Consider the following 19,904-nt stretch of genomic DNA (forward strand, 5'->3'; position numbering starts at 1 on the left):
TATGGACTATGAAACTGCAATGATAAAACTTAGAGGAGAAGTTTGCAGTGGAGTTAAATTAGGTTTACAAAATATAAAAATTCTTATGGAAAAATTAGGAAATCCACAAGATAAATTAAAAGTTATTCATATTGCAGGAACCAATGGAAAGGGTTCCTGCACTTCTTTTGTAAACTCTGTTTTAGTTTCACAAGGATATAAAGTTGGTATGTTTACTTCTCCATCTATATATAACTTTGAAGAAAGAATTAGAATTAATAATAAGAATATACCAGAAGATAAATTAATAGAATTAATGAATGAAGTAAGAAATGTTGCAAATACTCTTGAAGTATTTCCAGCTGATTTCGAACTTATAACGGCAGTATCTCTATTGTACTTTTACCGTGAAAAGTGTGATTTTGCAATTATGGAAGTTGGTCTTGGTGGAAGACTTGATGCTACAAATGTAATAGAGAGACCTCTAATAACTATGATTACTTCAATAAGCTTTGATCATCAACAATTTTTAGGAAATACAATTTCTGAAATTGCACTTGAAAAAGCTGGTATAATTAAAAAAGGAATTCCACTAATATTATATGCTCAAAGCAACGAGATTATGGAAACAATTAATAAAGTTGCAAAAGAAAAAAATTCAAAAGTCATAGTGAATGATTTATCAAAAATAGATATTTTAGAAAATAAAAAATCTGGACAAGTTATTAACTATAAGAATTTTAAAAATTTAAAAATTAATTTATTAGGTTCTCATCAGGTTAATAATGCAACTATTTCTTTAGAATTACTTATTGAACTTAGAAGCATGGGATTTGATATATCTGATGAAAGTATATATAAAGGATTTTCTACAGTTAGTTGGCCATGTAGATTTGAATTAGTTTCAAAAAAACCTGATTTTATATTAGATGGAGCGCACAATATTGATGGAGTTGAAAAGTTTATATCTAATATGAATTTTTATTATAAAAATACAAAAAAAATAGCAATTTTTGGTGTTTTAGAAGACAAAGATTACAATGAGATGCTTGAAAAAATAATTCCTTGTTTTGATGTATTTTTAACTGTTAGACCAGATTCGGATAGAGCCATGAATGCTTCTGATCTAAGAGAAAAAATAAGATGCTTAACTGATAAAGAAGTGTATAGCTTTGAAGATTATCAAGAAGCTATAGATAAATCTTTTAGTATTTCTAACAAAGATGATGTTATCTCTGCATTTGGCTCATTATATTTTGTAGGAGAAGTTCGTAAACTACTAGGAGTTAGTGATTATTAATGGACAAAAAGATTTTAAGAAAAGATATATTAGAAAAATTAAAAACAATTAATAGTAAAGAAAGATTATCATTTGAAAAAGCTATATATAATAAACTATTTGAAAATGAAAATTTTAAAAAAGCAAAATGTATAGCTCTTACTATTCCTTTTGGTACAGAAATAAATACTTATCCAATAATTGAAAAATTATTGAATGAAGGTAAGACTGTTTGTTCTCCAATATGCGAAAAAGAAAGTAGGAATATGATTTTTTATAAAATCAATTCTTTAGATGAACTAGTTGAAGGTTATTATGGAATAAAAACACCTCCAGAAAAAAAAGAAAATATCGTTGAAAAAGATATGATTGATTTAATATTAGTTCCAGGTGTTGGATTTGACAAAGATAATTATAGGATTGGTTTTGGTGGAGGATATTATGATAGGTATTTAAAAGACTATAAAGGTTATACAATATCCCTTGCATTTAAAGATCAAATTATTGATAAAGTTCCTATAAATGAATTTGATTTACCTGTTAATTTAGTTATTACAAATTAATATATTTATTTTAAAAATAGTTTTATCACAAAACTATTTTTTTCTTGCAAAAAACTAAAAAATAGTATATTATATAGACTAGGTAAATTTTAAAATGGAGGTAGAAATGATAAAGTTATTTTCAGATATGGGAGCAGATATTCCAGTAGAAATTGCCCAAAAATATAAAATTCATATATTTAATATGAGTGTTACAGACGGAGAAAATGAATATATTTTAAATAAAGATATTGATAAGTATAAATTATTTGATAATATGGCTAAAGGGGTTAACTACAAAACTTCTCAGGTTTCTTATAAAGATTTTTATGATGCTTTTAAAGAAGAACTTTTAGCCAATAATGAAATTATTTATATTTCATTATCTTCTGGACTTTCTGGAACTTTTAATACTGCAAATATGGTAAAAAATGATTTACTTGAAGAATTTCCTGATTCAAAAATCCATATAGTAGATAGTTTAGGTGCAAGTTTTGGATATGGTGTTTTGGCTATAAAAGTTGCACAAATGATAGATAATAATGAAACGGTAGAAGATATTATAAAATATACAGAATTTTTCAAAAAACATATAAATTATATATTTACTTTAGATGATTTAACTTATTTATATAGAGGTGGAAGATTAAATAAAGCTAAATTCATTTTAGGTAATTTATTAAATATATGTCCAATATTAGATATTTCAAAAGATGAAGGAAAACTTAACTTTTTTGATAAAGTTAGAGGAAATAAAGCTTTTAAAAAGAAGTTTTTAGATATTATAAAAAGTAGATCAAGTGTATTGGATAAACAAACTATACTGATTCTTCATGGAGATTGTGAAGAAAAAGCTAATGAAATAAAAGAATTATTAAAAACTGAATTTAATAATGACAATATAATAATTAGTGGAGTAGATGCTGTTATAGGTTGTCATACTGGTCCAACTGTTCTAGCAATAGTATATTTGGATGAATTGTATGGTAAATATGATATATTTGAAATTTAAGGGTTAGTAATAACCCTTTAATTATTTTGGGAGATGATAAGTATTAAACATATTTATGAATTTTTAATTATTTTAATTTTTTTGTTTATTGGAACTGTTTTGGAAATATTTTTAAAGTCTCCAATTCCAGCTACAATTTTATCAATGTTATTTCTAGTTGCATTATTATATTTTAAAATAATTGATTTAAAAAAAATAGAAAAAGTTTCAGAGTTTTTACTTGAAAGTATTACACTTTTCATGACCCCATTAGTAATTGGAGTTATAGATAAGTTTCACTTTTTTAATGGAAAGTTTTTACAAATATTTCTAATTTTATTTGTAAGTGTAGTAGTATCAATAACTATTACTTCATTTGCTACTTCGTTTTTTGTAAAGATTTTTGTAAAAGGAGAACAAAATGCAGATAATAATTAATAGTCCACTTTTTGGAATATTCTTAACAATTATAACATTTATTATAGGATACGAAATTCAAGTAAAATTAGGACTAAAATTTCTAAGTCCCATGGTTACATCTTCTGTTCTTATAATTTTAGTACTTTTGACTTTTAAGATACCTTATTCAAATTATAAGATTGGAGCTGATATAATTATTTTTTTTGTAGCACCAGCAACAGTAGTATTAGCAGTACCTCTTTATAAGAATTTAGAAATTATAAAAAAGTATTTTCTTCCAATATTACTAGGATGTATCATTGGAATAAGTATTGGAGTAATAATCGGAATATTTTTATGTAATATATTTGGTATAAACAAAGAAATTATATTATCTATGTTACCAAAATCTGTGACATCTGCAATAGGCTATGAAATATCTAAGAAAATAGGAGCTATTACTGAAATAGCTATGGTTTTTATAGTTATATGTGGAATTATTGGTTATAGTGTAGGGGAGATAATTTTTAAGATTTTTAAAATAGATGATAAAGTAGCAAAAGGAGTTGCACTTGGTTCTTGTAGTCATGTTCTAGGAACTGCAAAAGCGATGGAGATTGGAGAAATTGAAGGATCGATTGCAACAGTTTCAATTTCAATTTCAGGAATTTTAGCTGTAATTTTAATTCCTTTAATAATAACTTTTATTTAGCAAAGAAAAGGTATAGAATAGTATTTTCTATACCTTTTTTAATTGTTTAAAAACATAAAGTATTTATGGTGAAACTGTTGACATTTAATTATTTTTTATTTAAAATCTAACTAAATTAACACAGTTATGGTTTGTTACACTTTATAGTGATAGGTATAAGGATGAATTATAGAAATTATTATAGGTATAAGAATGGAGACACCAGTAGTCCCATAAGGGAGTTATTTAAGATATAAAAACGGAGATGGTTTTAGCTCATATGTAAACAGATATAGTGATTTTAAAAATCTTAATAAAAAAAGTATATAATAGAAAATTAAATAGGAGTAGCGTTATGAAAAATAAAGTATTAAAAGGAATAATATTTTTAGTAATTATTTTACGATAATTATAATTTATTAAATTGCTGTAAGAATAGGGGATGTTTGTATGTCGAGTAATGTTAATTTTACTTTTACTAGTATTATATTGTTAGGTAGTATATTTTCTTTATTTAGTTTAATTGATGATTGTATTATTTTAAAAAGATTAAAAAGAGATGATACAATTTCAAAAGAAGAAAATAAATATTTAAAAAGATTACTAGTGAAAAATATACTAGTAATTTTAAACATATTGTTTATAGACTTTTTTCTAATAAGCTTTCTTGATTATATTGTGAAATTAGAGTTTCTGAATAAGTTTTAATTAACAAAAGTATAGTAAAAAGCTAATTTTGTGTTGATAATTAGAAAATCTAATATTATGTAAATTTAAAATAACTACCGAAAATTCGGTAGTTATTTTTGTAAAAAATTTATAAACTCAGTTTTATTTATGTTATTAGTGAAAAGCTTATAAAATTTTCTTGATTTTTGTTCAATTTCAAATTTGTTTTTTTGAAAATCCGATAGATTTTGTGTGCTTTTATTTGTTGTTATAATTTCTAGATTGGTTTTATTTTTTATTTCTTTAAGCAGTTCTTGTCCTTTTTTATTAAAGCCTAAAACTGTTATATATTCAATATCTTTTGAATAAATTTCCTTTATTTCCTTATTAATATTTAATAGATAATTATAAATAAATCTTTTTATTCTAACTTTTTTATATCTTTTACTTTGAATTTTTTCTGCTAATTCTTCTATAGAATTTACTGAATGAATATTTTTCTTTATTAAATTTAAAATTCCATTTTCGTAATTTACTATATTTTCAGGATTTATTTGATTTAATAAAATATTATATTTTAAAATTTCTAAAATAATTTTTTCGTTTGGTAAGGTCATATTCTTTAGAGAATTATTTAACTCAATAAAAGTATTTTTATCTATAAATTTTTCGATTTTTTCTATATTATTCTCATAAATTGCTTTTCTTATTGCAGAAGCACTTAGTTGCTCATTTGAACGATAATTATCATCATTATAATTTTTCCCTTTTCTTTTTATTGGAAAAGGAGTAATTTTAGAGTTTGATAATATTAAGTTTTTAACATATTCTATTGAAAGAATATTATTTGAAATAAAAAAATCGTCTTGTAGTTCTAAAATTTTATATTTACTATTGATTTCTACACAAGCATTTTTATATGCAACAGCATAGCTATTTCCTAATTTCATTTCATAATTTAAAATTTCTTCAATTTCATCTCTGTATTGAAGTTGAAAGTTTGCAATCTTTATGATATCTTCTTTTTTATCACATTCGAAACCAAAACAAAGATAGTCAACTATATTTAATTTGTTTAAGATTGAAATTCCACCTTTTGAAAAATTTTCTGCACTTTGTAAACTGTAAAAAAAAGGAAGTTCTATTACAAGGTCAATTCCATTATTTATTGCAATTTTAGCTCTTGTATATTTATCTAATATAGCACATTCTCCACGTTGAACAAAATCGCCACTCATTATTGCAATTACAGAGGTATCTATCTCATTTTTTAGGGTGTCTATTTGATACTTATGTCCTAAATGGAATGGATTATATTCTGATATTATTCCAGAAACTTTCATATTATCTCCTTTTGTGTATAAAATTAGTATTATTTTAAATAATCTTTTTATATTAATTATACCATATATTAAAATTAAATATAAAAATAATTTAACTAAATTATCAGAAATTTATCAATTTTATATACTGGTAATTATTGACTAAATATTAAAAAAAATATATAATAGTTATACTATTTTAATATATACTTTTGGAGGTTTATTATGGATATTAGAGTAGTTAGTGAAAGCATATTCGATATTGAATCTGATTGTATTGTTTATTTTGTTGATAATGCTTTTTCAAACGATGATACAATGGAGATTATTTCTAAAGCTGGTAATAGACTACTTGATGTTTTTAGTAAATTAAGTTCTTTAGCAACAGGGGAATATAAGATTATTCCTGCATTTAATCTAAAAACAATTTATACTATTATAAGCTCGATTCCTAAAAAAATAGAAACTTCAGAAGATGAAAAATTTTTAGAAGAAATTTTTGAAGATATTTTTGCTGGAATAAAAAAACGTGAATTTAATACAGTTGCTGTTGATATAACACGACTTTCAAATAGTTATAGTTTCAAACATAGTGAAATTTTCAAAAAATTTTTAAGAAATATTGATGATGATATTGTAGTTTTTATGTGCAAATAGATTAGAAACTATATTTTTATGTTTTAATTTAAAAATAGATTAGAAAAAGGGGGGGAGAGAAAATTATGAATGCTTTATTAGATAAAGACACAAGAATAGCTTTAGAATACAATTTTTTATATTTAAAAGATTCCGTAGCATTTGATATTTTTATTTCCTCACTTTCAATTGAACAACGTGGCTTTAATGTTAGGTTTAGACAAGCAATTTTTAATAAAATTTCAAAAAGTTTAGATGTATTCTACAAAAATAGATCTGATAAGGAATATATAAAAAGTGCCGTTCAAAAACTAGTTTATGATGATATTAATAGATTAGAAATAGTTTTAGCAGTTGATTCTTATATCTATGGTAAAAAATCAAATGTTTTTGCTAACGAAGTAGAAAACTATTTTCTACTTAATTATCCTAATTTAAAGATAAGTAAAAAGCAAAAATTAATTGTTAGAAAATTATCTTCAAAAGACTATAGATTTAGAAATAGAGTTATAAATAATGTTATAGACTACTATAACCTTAACAAAATGTTTGAAGAAAAAACTAATGAATTTTTTGAAAATGTAATAAAAGAATATATTTTTAATCTTAATAATTATATTGTTAAACAATTAAAATTAGAGTTTAAAGGTAATAATTATTATGTTTTACAAAAGGAAAAATTTTTGACAAAGAAAGATTTGGAAAATCTTTATAACCATATATATAAAGTTTTTATGGAACATTTACATAAAACTTCAAGAATATTTATATGGTATGGACTTAATGACAAAGTAACAAGTAGATATAAAAACTAAAGTCAAAAACTTATGTTTTTGACATTTTTTTATGATAGGAGATGTTTATGGGTTATACAGCTTTTTTACTTATGGTTATTAATATTTTATCTAAAATATTTGGTTTTTTTAGAGAAATATTATTATCATATTTTTATGGAACAGGTGAGGTTGCAACAGCATTTCAAATTTCGCTTTTAGTTCCGTATACAATTTTAGGTTTTGTAATGTCAGGTATTTCAATTAATTTTATACCAACATATACAACTATAGAAAGAAATAAAGGTAGATCAGAATCTGAAAAATTTACAAGTAATATTATAAATATAATTTTTTTAATATCAATTTTTGCAACTATTTTAGCATATATTTTTGCTAGACAAATAGTATTTATTTTTGCAATGGGCTATTCGGGCGAAATTTTTGAATTATCTGTACAATTTACAAGAATTACGATTCTTGGAATGTTTGCTCAACTTTTAAATTCAATTTTTAAGGGTTACTTGAATATAAAAGGAAATTTTATTATTCCAGGGTCTACAGGATTTTTATATAATATAATAATTATTATATTTTTAATTATTAGTTATAAAATTAATCCTATTTTAGCTCCAATTGGTGTTACTGTTGCAACAATTTTTCAGTATATTCCATATATATGGGCAATTAAAGATACTGGTTATAAACATAAATTTTTTGTTGATTACAAAGATAAAAATATAAAGAAACTCTTGGTTTTGGCACTTCCCATAATTTTTGGTGTTGCTGTAAATCAGATTAATCAACTAATAGATAAAAATTTAGCATCATTCATTTCTGTTAGAGGAATTTCAGTTTTATCATATTCAGTTAAACTAAATGAATTTGTTTGGGGAATTTTGGTAGTATCAATAGTAACTTCTATTTTTCCAACTCTTAGCAAATTAGCTATAGAGTCAAAACAAAAGTTTAAAGTTCAGATTGCAAAAACTCTTTCAACAATTATATACTTAGTAACACCGGCGTGTGTTGGTATATTAATTTTTTCTAAAGAAATAGTAACTTTAATTTTTAAAAGAGGAAAGTTTGATGAAAATGATGTTATTTTAGTTTCTGGTGTTTTATTTTATTATGGTCTAGGACTTATAGGTTTAGGGATAAGAGATGTACTTTCAAATTCATTTTATGCACTTAAAATGACAAGAATCCCTCTTATAAATTCTATTGAAATGGTAATTTTGAATGTAGTTACTTCTATAATACTATCTAGATTTATGGGACTAAATGGACTTGCATTGGGATCAAGTATTGCAACTATTTTTGGTGCTATTAATTTATATATGAAACTTGAAAAACAAATTGGTAAGATAAAAACTAAAGGTATTATTAATAATGGTAAAAAAGTTATTATATCAGCTTTTGCTATGGCACTTGTTTCAAAATTGTGTTTTATAATATTAAATTTAAAATTATCTACTAATTTAAGTTTTTTAATAGCCCTCATTTTAGCTGGAATAACTTATGCGGTTGTTTCTGTTTTACTTAGAACAAGACAAGCTATTGATATTTTAAAAGTGATTTTAAAGAAATTTTAATTATATGTATTATTAGAAAGGAGAATTATTATGAAAAAAGGAAATGTTTTATTTGGTACTATAGGTGCTATCATAGGTAGTTTTGCTGGTGTAGCCCTATATGTAGGTATTTCTTTATTAAAAGTATTTAGTTCTTGGTCAGGAGCTATTTCTTTGTATTGTGCAATTTTTATGTATACTTTATTTTCAAGAAAATTAACAAAACTTGGAGTTGTAATATCAATTATAGTATCATGTGCATCTATGATTTTAGCTGAAGTAATAACAACTTGTATTCTTATTGCTAACAAATACCATATACCATTTTTTGAAGTATTTAAGAACTTTTTAAAGGTATATCCAAAATTAACAAATAAGGGCTTATTTTGGCTATATCCAATATTAGCTTGTGTATTTGTAATTATAGGAGGTTATGGATACTTAGTTAATAAAAATAAAAATGACGTTGAATTCTTTGATGATGATTATATTGATGATGAAGAATACGATGACGACGAAGATGACGAAGATGAAGAATAAAATTTTCTTTTAATAAAATTATAAAAGAGCAATATATTGCTCTTTTTTTATACTTAGTTGACTTTTTTACTATTTATTGTTATAATTATCATTAATTGAATAAAATGCTTTGAAGGAAAAAAATTTAATTGAAATTTTAAGAGAGGTAATGTTTGGTGTGATTTACTAATGGATATTAAATGGGACAATCTGGAGCTAATATTTTAAAGAGAGATACTTATAATTAGGGTGGTACCGCGGATTAATTTCGCCCCTGCATTTTGCAGGGGCTTTTTTTTATAAGGAGGATAATATGGCACAAATGGGAAACTTAAGAAGAACACATATGTGTGGAAACTTAAGAAAAGAAGATATTGGTAAAGAAGTAACTTTAATGGGTTGGGTTGCAAAAGAACGTAATTTAGGTTCATTAATATTTATGGATTTAAGAGATACAACTGGAATATCACAGATAGTTGTAAGAGATACTTTAGGTGAAGAAATTTTTAATAATGCTAAAGAAATTAGATCTGAATATGTTTTAGCAGTTAAAGGTATAGTATCTGAAAGAGAGAGTAAAAATCCAAAAATGGCAACAGGAGATATTGAAATAGAAGTAAATGAACTTGTTATTTTAGACACCGCTCAAACTCCTCCAATATATGTAAAAGATGATGATAATGTAGCAGAAAGTTTAAGATTAAAATATAGATTTTTAGATTTAAGAAAAGAGAGTTTACAAAATAATTTAAAATTAAGAGCAAAGGTGTGTAAAGTTATTAGAGATTTTTACACTGAAAATAACTTTATAGAAATAGAAACACCATATCTTAATAAACCTACTCCAGAGGGGGCTAGAGATTATCTTGTACCTTCAAGAGTAAATCCTGGTAATTTTTATGCTCTTCCACAGTCACCACAAATTATGAAACAACTTTTAATGATTTCTGGAATGGATAGATATTTTCAAATCGTAAAATGTTTTAGAGATGAAGATTTAAGAGCAAATAGACAACCTGAATTTACACAAGTTGATTTAGAAATGAGTTTTGTTGATGTTGAAGATGTTATAGATGTTAACGAAAGAATGCTAAAAAAACTATTTAAGGAAATTAAAGGAATAGATATTGAACTTCCAATTAAGAGAATGAAATATGATGATGCAATGGAGAAATATGGTAGTGATAAACCAGATTTACGTTTTGGCTTTGAAATTAAAGATATTACTGATTGTGTTAAAAATGTAGAATTTGATTTATTTAAAAACGCAATTTTATCAGGTGGAAGTGTTAGAGCTATTTCAATAGGTGAATACTCAAAAGAATATACTAGAAAGAAAATATATAAATTAATTGATTCTATTAAAGATTTTGGAGCAAAGAATCTTTTTTGGATAAAAATCTCAAATGGAGAAATTACATCTTCAATTTCTAAATTTTTAAATGAAGAAATAATTTCTGAAATAAAATCTAAAATGGATTCTAAAAATGATGATTTAATTTTAATACTTGCTGATAAAAATGATATAGTCTTAAATTCTTTAGGAGCTTTAAGATGTGTAATTGCTAAAGAAATGAACTTGTTAAATCCTAATGAATACAATCTTTGTTGGATTGTAGATTTTCCTCTTTTTGAATATGATGATGATGAAAAAAGATTCGTTTCAAAACATCATCCTTTTACTCATCCTAAGGATGAAGATATACAATATTTAGAAAGCAATCCTGAAAAAGTATATGCAAAAGCTTATGATATTGTTATAAATGGTGATGAACTTGGTGGAGGGTCAATTAGAATTAATAATTCTGAATTACAAAATAAAATGTTTAAAGCTTTAGGTCTTACAAAAGAAGAAACAGAAGTTAAGTTTGGTTTTTTACTTGAAGCATTAAAGTATGGAACACCACCACATGGAGGTTTAGCCTTTGGTTTAGATAGACTAATTATGTTGCTTGCTGGGACAAATAATATTAAAGATGTAATTGCTTTTCCAAAGACACAATCTGCATCTGATTTATTAACTGATGCACCTAGTATGGTATCTGAAGCACAACTTGAGGAGTTAAATTTAAAAATTGGAAAATAATATTTATACAAGAACAGAACTTTTAATTGGGCAAGATTCACTTAATACACTAAAAAATTCCAAGGTTATTGTTTTTGGAATTGGTGGAGTTGGTAGTTTTACCGTAGAATCCCTTTGCAGATGTGGAATAGGAGAAATTTCACTTGTAGACTTTGATACAATTGATATTACTAATATTAATAGACAAATTCATGCATTTATATGCAATGTGGGTAAATATAAAGTAGATGAAATGAAAAAAAGGATAGAACTAATAAATCCAGATATAAAAGTAAATATTTTTAAAGTAAAGTTAGAAAAAGATAATATAGATAGTTTTAATTTAAAATATTATGATTATGTTGTAGATGCAATAGATACAATTACTTCTAAAATATATCTAATAAAATATTGTTATGAAAATAATATAAAAATAATTAGTGCAATGGGAGCGGGAAATAAAATGGATCCTACTAGATTCAAAGTTTCAGATATCAATAAAACTTCAGTTTGTCCACTTGCAAGAGTTATAAGAAGAGAATTAAAAAAATTTGGAGTAAAAAAATTAAAATGCGTCTACTCTGATGAAATATCAGTTGGAGAAAAAATAGAATCAGAAGAGAGAAGAAAATCATCTCCATCAAGTATTAGTTTTATTCCTTCAGCAATGGGACTCATAATTTCTTCAGAAGTTGTAAAGGATTTGATATTATGGAACAAATAGGATATATTACAAAAATTTTACCTGAAAATCAATGTAAGGTTTTAATTTCTAGAATTAGTGGCTGTAAAGGTACATGTAAATCATGCAGTGGATGTCCTACGCCGACTATGCATATCGTAATGAATAATAATTTAAATGTTTCGGTTGGAGATCAAGTAAAAATTGGTGTTGATAGTAATATTGTATTAAAATATTCGATATTTTTATATGGATTTCCTGTGCTAATGTTTATATTATCAATACTTTTAGTTAATTTATTTTTCCCAACATTAAAAGCAATTGATACTATTGGATTTGTAGTAGGATTTATTACGATGATTATATCATTTATAATAGTTAAATATGTGGATAATAAATATGCATATTTAGCAACAAGGGCAATGTATATGGAAGCAATTATTTCAAAGAATGATTAGATATCAGTGAATATATTTTCCAGTATCAATATATATTAGAGATTTTATATGATGTATATTGTAGCTATAGTATTTATTAGAGGAGGGATTATTATTAAGATATTTCCTCTAAAGTTTGATTCGGGAATATATGGTTTTAGAACTAAAAAATTAATGAAAATTGAGAAATAGCTCAAAAAAATCATCAAACTATGTTATATTTTTTGGAATATTAGTTTTTGTTTTTGTGTTTATAAATGATATTTTTATTAAAAATAATATATATTATAATTTATAAGGACTTTTTGCAATTGTCTATTCAATTTTAATATATGTTCTAGTTCAAAGAAAATTGATTTACAAATCAATTTGAAATTTATATATTTAAACTTTAAGACATATCTTTAATATTAATTAAAGATATGTCTTTTTTTGTAAAAGAAAAATTTAAGTAATACGGCTAAAGAAGATATTATTTTGTTTTTAAAATATAGGCAGTAGGCAGATTAATGATATCTTTAAAAAATATCATTAATAAAACCACAAATTGTTTATTTTTTAATAAAAATTTCTTATACATAAAAAATTTCATTAAATTATGTAAAAGTTAACTTAATAATATTTAATTGTAATAAATATCTTTAATAACTATGAAAAAATATTTTTAAATAATTAATAAATTTTTAAAAATAATAGAATAAAATATGAAATTAGTTAATAAATATATCTATTTAGAGTTTATTAATAAGAATAATTAATATTAAAATTATTGTTTTTAGTTGAAAAAAATTATTAATTTTAGTAGAATTGATAATGTCTATTGTTAAATTTATAAATAAGTGACAAATTTATAAATTTAACAAAATAAATATTGGAGGAATTTATGAAAAAAAATAGTATTATTGCAGGTTTATTTGTTTTTTGTATTACAACAGCTGGAATAGGTTACACTGTATATAATAGTATTTATTCTGACAAACAAAGACACAGAATAAATGAAACTACAAAACTTGATAGTGTAAAGTCTCCAAATGAATTGAAAGATGGAGAATATACTGCCAGTGCCGAAGGTTATGAAGGGACTGTAACAGTAAAAGTTGTAATTAAAGAAGGTAAAATTTTTTCAGTTGAGGTGCTTTCACATAGTGAAACAGATGAATATTATGAAATGGCAAAAAAAATTTTAAAAACCATTGTAGAAAAAAACACATTTAATGTTGATTCAATTTCTGGAGCAACAGTTACTTCCGATGCGATTAAAGTAGCTGTTTATAAAGCTCTTGTTCAAGCTGGAGCAAAAACAAGCGATGTAGCTACGAATCTTGAAAAGGAAAATAAAGAATTAAGAGATAGAGAAAAAGCAAAGTTGTTTGCAAAACAAACTTCAGCCATTGCTGGTAAAGTCGGATTTAACAGAAATAATTTAAAAGACGGTACATTTATCGGTGTAGGATATGGATATAATGGACCAATCAAGGTTTCAATTTCCATAAAAAATGGAGTAATATATGATGCAAGAGTTATAACTCATAGTGATGATTATCCATATTTCACTTGGGCAAAAAGTGTGCTAAATAAAGTTATAAATGGTAGTAGCAATATTGATACAGTATCGGGGGCAACTGTTTCTAGTAGGGGAATATTGAATGCTGTAAAAGATGCTTTAAGAAAAGCAAGTAACGGAAATAATAGTCCTGATATTAATATACCTGAAGAAACTGAACAAAACATTCCAAGACAAAATAGCCGTGAAATCGAACAAATAAAAAAATATTTTAAAGGTTTAAAAGACGGTGTTTATATTGGAAAATCAAGTGGATACTATACAAATTCACTTGAAGTTCAAGTGACTGTTAGTGGTGGTAAAATAACAAAAATAGAATTAATTAAAAATAATGATGACAAGTCATATTTTGATAATCAAAAAGCAGGATTATTGGAGAGTAGGATTATTTCTAATCAATCAACAAATATTGACACAATTTCCGGAGCTACAACGTCATCAAAAGGTTTTATAAATGCAGTTGTTAATGCCTTAGAAAAAGCGGTAGATTCTAATGGAAGTGATGCTGATAAATATATTTATTCTCCTAAGACTATAATTGTAGAAGTAGGAGAAACTATCGGATTACAAAAAATAAGAAATTCATTGGAAAAATTACCTAAAGACGTTCAAATTAATATAAAAAATAATGCAGATACAAGTTCTACAGGAAATACGAAAATTATAGTTGAACTTATATTCAAGGACAATAGTAAGAAAGTAGTAGAGATTCCTGTATTAGTAAATGATAAAGCTGATGGTATCTTTAAGTTTTTATCTGCTGAAGAAGTTATAAATTTAGATAAAAATATAAATTATCCTGATGGAGTATACTATGGAGATAGTTATGGATTTGTTTCTAATAAACCTATACCTGTTAAAGTTACAATTAAAAACAATAAAATAGTTGATGTAGAACTTGTACCCGAAGAATTAAGTAGATTAAAAGGTGTAACAGCTCCAGGAAAAATAGATGATGGGGGGGTATTCCAAGATAAATTTTATACTGTAATTAATAGAGTTAAAAATATTCAAAAATTTGAATCTCTGATATATAAATTTGAAGTAATAAGGACAGCTGCCGGAGAGGTTATGAAAGAAGCTCAAGGAAAAGAGCAAACGGTTGAAGTTTATAGAGCTGCATTGGATAAAGTTATTGGAAAACATAATTTTGGCAAATGGGGACTTTCTATAGATCAATCTCATTTAACAGGAGAGAGAAATATTCATGACAGAATATTCACATTGCTAAAAATATATGTTAGAGAAGAATTAGGGTATGAAGGGGAAGATTATGATGCAGTAAGTGGTGCTACTTTCACTGCAACTGGAACAGCAACTTCTATTAAAAATGCATTATTGAAAGCTAAAAAATTTGATTTTTATGATATGAGAGTTGATGATAGTAAATTTAAAACTTCTTATGAAGAAGGAGAAAAACTAAATTTAAAAAATTTAAAGGTTACTATATATAAAAAAAATAATCAAGAAGTTACAGTTTCTTACTCTGATTTTAACAAGTATGGTTTAAAAGTAATTGATGAGTACAAGAATGAACTGAAAGATGGATTAGTTTTGAATAAAGAAAATTTAGGATACAATGTTACAGATGGATTAAGACTAAAAGTTATTCATGAAGATAGTAAGAGTTTTAAATTTTTAAATACTATTCTAATAACAAAGAATAAGATTAAGAATTTCGAGATTTCTGGAATTAAGATAAAATCTAAAGATAGTGAGGAGTGGCACGACACAAAAGGTTATAATACTTCTGATTTTATTCAAAATATTACTGTTTCAAAGATAGTTGCAGAAAAACTTAATAATAAAGAAATAGAATTTAAAATAATTGCTAAAGATAAAAAATCTTCAGAAGAAATTGAAATTCCGTTATTCCAATCTCAAAATAGGTCTTTGATTGCAAACTTTGTTGATGGTGAATATACATTAGATGTTATCAAAAAGTATAAAGGTGTATTATTTAATAATACTTTCCGAATTAAAACAAAAGTTGAAGGAGAAATTCCTAAAGCATTTTTATATAAAGAAGTTCCTGAAATATTGGCTATATCGAAAGGATCAGAAATAACAGAAGATAAAATAAGAAGCGTTCTTAAAAATTTACCTGATAAAACAGACATATCTATTTTAAAAAATATTGATATAAATAAAGTAAATGAAAGTATTCCACAAAAACTATTAATTAAAATTAAATTTGACGATGGTAGTGAAAAAGAATTAGAAATAGATGTCATAGTTAAAGATAAAGTTATTTCTATGGCAGATAAATATATTTATAAGCCGAAAGATTTAATTGCAATAAAAGATAAAGAAGTAATGATAAGTCATTTGAAAAAACATCTTAATGATTTGCCTGAAGGTACTAAAATTGAAATCATTGAAGAAGCTGATGTAACTGAAGTAAATGAAGAGGGTACTTTTATGGAAGTAAGGCTTGAATTTAGTGATAATAGTATAAAGGATATATTAATTAATGTTATAGTAAAAGATACAGCTCCAAACAAAGCAGAAGAATTTAAGATTTTATATCCTGAAATAAAAAATGAAATAGTAAATGTAGTGGTAAAAGACCCTAAGTATGGAAATAAGGAAAATTTTGCAGAAACAGTTAAATGGGGTGCGTTTTCAGACTTTGCTATAAATAGAGATTTGAAATTGAAATCTCGTTCTTCAGATATTTCACGTATTGAAGTAATACAAGAACCGGACAGATCAAAACTAGGAAATCAAAAAGGAAAGATAAAATTAAGCTTTAATGATGGATCTAAACTTGAATTAGAAATTTCAGTTAAAATAGTTCCATATCCTGTATATAGAATATTCAGATTAATGTCAAATAAGGCACAATATGATTTACAAGATAAGTTCAATTTAAATGATTTAAAAGTAACATTATTTATGTCTAACAAATTGGAAAATGAATCCGATTGGGCAACTACCGGAACACCTATTTTAAATATACCTTATTCAGATTTTCACTTATTTGGAATTAAAGTTGTAGATTTAGATTCAAAGAAAGAAATAGAAAATGACAGTATTATAAGTTCACTGATTAAGAATAAAAAATTATCAGTTGGAGCTTACTGTGAAAATTTAATTCAAAAAAATGATTATCAAAGTGGAAATAAATTGGTTGAAATTTTCAATATAAAAATACGAAATATTGATGAATTGAAAGAACCTGAAAAAAATCCAGAAGAAAATAAAGAAATAAAAAATAGTGTAGAAAGCAATAAGAATCAAGATTCAGAAAAAGTTATGAATTCAAAAAAAGAAACTAAAAATGTTGATGAATTGGAAAATTCTTCTGCAGAAAATAAAATTACTGAAACAGGATATACAACTAAAGAAAAAGTATCTGAAACAGATTCGAACAATTTAGGAAAACCATCCGACGACTCAGTCCAAAAACAAAATTTAAAAAATAATGAAAAGGAAGATTAGATGAATTTAATAGTAGGATTAATTACAATAACATTGTTTTATATTTTATTTGCAAATATTATAAAAAAGTATCCAATTCTGTTTTATATGGCGACTTATATATTAATAATTCCGATTGTATTGTATTATCAAACAAAGTTTTATAAAAATATGCCAATTTGGTTTACAAAATATATTATGGATATTTTTAAAAGAGGCATATTTTCAACAGTAACATTTATGATAGTAATGTTTTTAGGAGTTATTACAACTCATAACAAATATACACGAAAACTTATGAGTATAAGAGGTGAAATGTCAATTATAGGTTGTTTTGCAGCAATTTGTCATAATGTAACATATGGGATAAGATATTTTGTAGAATTTTTTACAAATGCATCAAAAATGAATATTTATACTAAGACAGCAACTATAATAAGTTTAATCCTTATATCAATGATGTTACCGCTTATGATAACTTCATTCAAGTGTGTGAGAAAGAAAATGAAAGCTAAAAATTGGAAAAATTTACAAAAGTTAGCATACCCGTTTTTTTATCTAATATATGTACACTTGATGATTCTATTTATGATTAAGCCTGAAAAACATATGCTGTCAATAGTGTTATATACAGTTATTTATATGTTATATACAATTCTTAGGGTTAGAAAATATTTTGTAACTAAAAATAAGCAAAAATAAGAGCCCATCATTCTATGATGCTTTGCATCTGGTAGTTATCGGTAATGTTATTATTTCACAATAAAAAAAGACTATTGTAAAGTAAAAAAATGCAATGGTCTTTTTTGTGAAATGATAATTTGATTTAAAATAGTAATTTATCATTTATATTTATATGAATAAAATTTTTAAAAAGGTTTATATTAACAATGAAAATTTTTATTAATTTCTTGAAATTTTTTGTTGAATATGATAATATATATTTGATAAGATTAATATTGATATTAAAGCATTAGTTAATATAATTAGTGCTTAACTTTTTCATATCTTTTTGATATGTATTATCTTTATCATAAATTGTTTTTGGGAGGTGCAAAGTTATAAAAAGAATATTTTCATTTTTTCTAATTCTTTGTAGTATTTTATTTGTATGCAATATTGGAAATGTTGAAGCTAAGGTTGAAAAGAAAAAGTACAATAATTGGCAAGAGGTTGCTAAAGACATGCATTTAAAATTTACAGAAGCAAAAGAGTATGCGGATAAAAAAGATTTTCAAAGTGCTTATAAAGCAATTGATTCTGCTTATTTTGATTATTATGAAGTTCAAGGATTTGAAAAGAACGTAATGGTAGCAATTTCAAATAGCAGAGTAAATGAAATTGAAGCGCATTTTAGAGAAATTAAGCATGCTTTTTTAGGAAACACAAGTGATTCAGTTGAAAAGTTAAAGTCTTCAATAGATGAGCTTGATATGAAAGTTTATAGAGATGCACTTGTTTTAGATAAAGTTATTTCAAAAAACGCACCAGACTCTGAAGGAAAAGTTGTATTTGGTAATGTTGAGGTTAAACAAGGTGATGAAAAAGCAAAAAATATTCAGGATTTTTTCACATCATTCGGTTTAATGCTTAGAGAAGGATTAGAAGCAATTTTAGTCTGTGTTGCAATCATAGCTTATCTTGTTAAGACAGGGAATAAACATCTTTGTAAATCAGTTTATTTAGGTATGGGTGCAGCTGTTGTTTGTAGTTTTGGTTTAGCTATTATGATAAATTATTTATTAGGTGGAGTTGGACAAGAGCTACTTGAAGGCTGGACTATGTTTTTAGCAGTTATAGTTTTGTTTTATGTTAGTAACTGGATTTTATCTAAATCTGAAGAAGAGGCATGGGAAAATTATATACAAACTAAAGTTCAAAAATCTATAGATAATAAGAGTAAGTGGACATTAGTTTTTGCAGCGTTCTTAGCAGTTTTAAGAGAAGGAGCTGAACTTATATTATTTTATAAAGCTTCGTTTTCAGGCGGAAGGAATGTAATATATCCAATTGGAGGACTTGTTGCAGCTTCAGTAATATTAGTTGTAATTTTTCTTCTATTTAGATTTACATCAGTTAAGTTACCTCTTAAACCATTTTTCCTATGTACAAGTATACTATTGTATTTAATGTGTATTTCATTTATGGGAAAAGGTGTAGTAGAGTTAACAGAAGCAGGAGTGATTTCCGGATCAACAATTATACCTGCAATGCAAGGTTGGAGTATTCCAATTTTAAATATTTATGATAGGGCTGAAACGTTAATTCCACAAATTATGTTGGTTATAATAACTGTTTGGATATTGGTAGGTCACTATTTTAAATTAAAAAAATTAAAAAAAGAAAACTAAATTTTTAT

General features: G+C 24.8%; 17 protein-coding genes. 16 read left to right on the forward strand and 1 reads right to left on the reverse strand.

Annotated elements, in window-relative coordinates:
* Position 1 precedes the first annotated feature (1 nt).
* The 6 genes from LW893_RS01570 (at position 2) to LW893_RS01595 (ending at position 4,589) form a co-directional block, all read left to right on the forward strand.
* Positions 2-1,279, forward strand: a complete 1,278-nt coding sequence (locus tag LW893_RS01570) for a bifunctional folylpolyglutamate synthase/dihydrofolate synthase (RefSeq protein ID WP_233055471.1) — start codon at positions 2-4, stop codon at positions 1,277-1,279.
* Entirely contained in the window at positions 1,279-1,821 is a 543-nt protein-coding gene (locus LW893_RS01575; protein WP_233055472.1) for a 5-formyltetrahydrofolate cyclo-ligase, read from the forward strand. The genes LW893_RS01570 and LW893_RS01575 overlap by 1 nt, the downstream gene beginning before the upstream one ends.
* A gap of 106 nt (positions 1,822-1,927) precedes the next feature.
* On the forward strand, positions 1,928-2,812 hold the full coding sequence (locus LW893_RS01580) for a DegV family protein (protein ID WP_233055473.1): 885 nt from the start codon (positions 1,928-1,930) through the stop codon (positions 2,810-2,812).
* 33 nt (positions 2,813-2,845) lie between these two features.
* Positions 2,846-3,229, forward strand: coding sequence for a CidA/LrgA family protein (locus LW893_RS01585; protein WP_233055474.1), 384 nt, complete (start codon positions 2,846-2,848; stop codon positions 3,227-3,229).
* The gene (locus LW893_RS01590; RefSeq protein WP_233055475.1) at positions 3,213-3,902 is read left to right on the forward strand and encodes an LrgB family protein; all 690 of its coding nucleotides are present in this window, start codon (positions 3,213-3,215) and stop codon (positions 3,900-3,902) included. The genes LW893_RS01585 and LW893_RS01590 overlap by 17 nt, the downstream gene beginning before the upstream one ends.
* A gap of 429 nt (positions 3,903-4,331) precedes the next feature.
* Entirely contained in the window at positions 4,332-4,589 is a 258-nt protein-coding gene (locus tag LW893_RS01595; RefSeq protein WP_233055476.1) for a hypothetical protein, read from the forward strand.
* A 92-nt stretch (positions 4,590-4,681) separates the two neighbouring features.
* On the opposite strand, the gene LW893_RS01600 is transcribed toward LW893_RS01595, so the two are convergent.
* Positions 4,682-5,893, reverse strand: coding sequence for a nucleotidyltransferase family protein (locus LW893_RS01600; RefSeq protein WP_233055477.1), 1,212 nt, complete (start codon positions 5,891-5,893; stop codon positions 4,682-4,684).
* Positions 5,894-6,097: 204 nt separating this feature from the next.
* Here LW893_RS01600 and LW893_RS01605 point away from each other — a divergent pair, with 204 nt between their 5' ends.
* From LW893_RS01605 to LW893_RS01650, 10 genes are all read left to right on the forward strand, one after another.
* Positions 6,098-6,529: a hypothetical protein gene (locus LW893_RS01605; protein WP_233055478.1), complete on the forward strand. Its 432-nt coding sequence runs from the start codon at positions 6,098-6,100 to the stop codon at positions 6,527-6,529.
* Between the two features lie 65 nt (positions 6,530-6,594).
* Positions 6,595-7,323: a hypothetical protein gene (locus LW893_RS01610; RefSeq protein ID WP_233055479.1), complete on the forward strand. Its 729-nt coding sequence runs from the start codon at positions 6,595-6,597 to the stop codon at positions 7,321-7,323.
* 47 nt (positions 7,324-7,370) lie between these two features.
* Complete coding sequence (gene murJ, locus LW893_RS01615) at positions 7,371-8,876, forward strand: murein biosynthesis integral membrane protein MurJ (RefSeq protein WP_233055480.1); 1,506 nt, start codon at positions 7,371-7,373, stop codon at positions 8,874-8,876.
* A gap of 30 nt (positions 8,877-8,906) precedes the next feature.
* A complete protein-coding gene (locus LW893_RS01620; protein ID WP_233055481.1) occupies positions 8,907-9,395 on the forward strand; it encodes a hypothetical protein in 489 nt (162 codons plus the stop codon).
* A 292-nt stretch (positions 9,396-9,687) separates the two neighbouring features.
* Entirely contained in the window at positions 9,688-11,460 is a 1,773-nt protein-coding gene (aspS, locus tag LW893_RS01625) for an aspartate--tRNA ligase (protein WP_233055482.1), read from the forward strand.
* Positions 11,450-12,163, forward strand: coding sequence for a tRNA threonylcarbamoyladenosine dehydratase (locus LW893_RS01630; protein ID WP_233055483.1), 714 nt, complete (start codon positions 11,450-11,452; stop codon positions 12,161-12,163). The genes aspS and LW893_RS01630 overlap by 11 nt, the downstream gene beginning before the upstream one ends.
* Positions 12,151-12,579: a SoxR reducing system RseC family protein gene (locus LW893_RS01635; protein ID WP_233055484.1), complete on the forward strand. Its 429-nt coding sequence runs from the start codon at positions 12,151-12,153 to the stop codon at positions 12,577-12,579. The genes LW893_RS01630 and LW893_RS01635 overlap by 13 nt, the downstream gene beginning before the upstream one ends.
* A gap of 862 nt (positions 12,580-13,441) precedes the next feature.
* Positions 13,442-17,566, forward strand: coding sequence for an FMN-binding protein (locus LW893_RS01640; RefSeq protein WP_233055485.1), 4,125 nt, complete (start codon positions 13,442-13,444; stop codon positions 17,564-17,566).
* Positions 17,567-18,247: a ferric reductase-like transmembrane domain-containing protein gene (locus tag LW893_RS01645; RefSeq protein WP_233055486.1), complete on the forward strand. Its 681-nt coding sequence runs from the start codon at positions 17,567-17,569 to the stop codon at positions 18,245-18,247.
* Between the two features lie 482 nt (positions 18,248-18,729).
* Positions 18,730-19,896: an FTR1 family iron permease gene (locus LW893_RS01650; protein WP_233055487.1), complete on the forward strand. Its 1,167-nt coding sequence runs from the start codon at positions 18,730-18,732 to the stop codon at positions 19,894-19,896.
* Positions 19,897-19,904: the final 8 nt, after the last annotated feature.

The organism is Parvimonas micra, assembly GCF_021300775.1.
GTDB lineage: Bacteria > Bacillota > Clostridia > Tissierellales > Peptoniphilaceae > Parvimonas.

Excerpts from the sequence above, each read along its gene's own strand:
- LW893_RS01580 (WP_233055473.1), top strand. The coding sequence starts at position 1,928 with ATGATAAAGTTATTTTCAGATATGGGAGCAGATATTCCAGTAGAAATT.
- LW893_RS01620 (WP_233055481.1), top strand. The coding sequence starts at position 8,907 with ATGAAAAAAGGAAATGTTTTATTTGGTACTATAGGTGCTATCATAGGT.
- LW893_RS01650 (WP_233055487.1), top strand. The coding sequence starts at position 18,730 with ATGCATTTAAAATTTACAGAAGCAAAAGAGTATGCGGATAAAAAAGAT.
- aspS (WP_233055482.1), top strand. The coding sequence starts at position 9,688 with ATGGCACAAATGGGAAACTTAAGAAGAACACATATGTGTGGAAACTTA.
- LW893_RS01570 (WP_233055471.1), top strand. The coding sequence starts at position 2 with ATGGACTATGAAACTGCAATGATAAAACTTAGAGGAGAAGTTTGCAGT.
- LW893_RS01610 (WP_233055479.1), top strand. The coding sequence starts at position 6,595 with ATGAATGCTTTATTAGATAAAGACACAAGAATAGCTTTAGAATACAAT.
- LW893_RS01640 (WP_233055485.1), top strand. The coding sequence starts at position 13,442 with ATGAAAAAAAATAGTATTATTGCAGGTTTATTTGTTTTTTGTATTACA.
- LW893_RS01635 (WP_233055484.1), top strand. The coding sequence starts at position 12,151 with ATGGAACAAATAGGATATATTACAAAAATTTTACCTGAAAATCAATGT.
- LW893_RS01645 (WP_233055486.1), top strand. The coding sequence starts at position 17,567 with ATGAATTTAATAGTAGGATTAATTACAATAACATTGTTTTATATTTTA.
- LW893_RS01585 (WP_233055474.1), top strand. The coding sequence starts at position 2,846 with ATGATAAGTATTAAACATATTTATGAATTTTTAATTATTTTAATTTTT.
- LW893_RS01590 (WP_233055475.1), top strand. The coding sequence starts at position 3,213 with ATGCAGATAATAATTAATAGTCCACTTTTTGGAATATTCTTAACAATT.
- LW893_RS01595 (WP_233055476.1), top strand. The coding sequence starts at position 4,332 with ATGTCGAGTAATGTTAATTTTACTTTTACTAGTATTATATTGTTAGGT.
- LW893_RS01600 (WP_233055477.1), bottom strand. The coding sequence starts at position 5,893 with ATGAAAGTTTCTGGAATAATATCAGAATATAATCCATTCCATTTAGGA.
- murJ (WP_233055480.1), top strand. The coding sequence starts at position 7,371 with ATGGGTTATACAGCTTTTTTACTTATGGTTATTAATATTTTATCTAAA.
- LW893_RS01575 (WP_233055472.1), top strand. The coding sequence starts at position 1,279 with ATGGACAAAAAGATTTTAAGAAAAGATATATTAGAAAAATTAAAAACA.
- LW893_RS01605 (WP_233055478.1), top strand. The coding sequence starts at position 6,098 with ATGGATATTAGAGTAGTTAGTGAAAGCATATTCGATATTGAATCTGAT.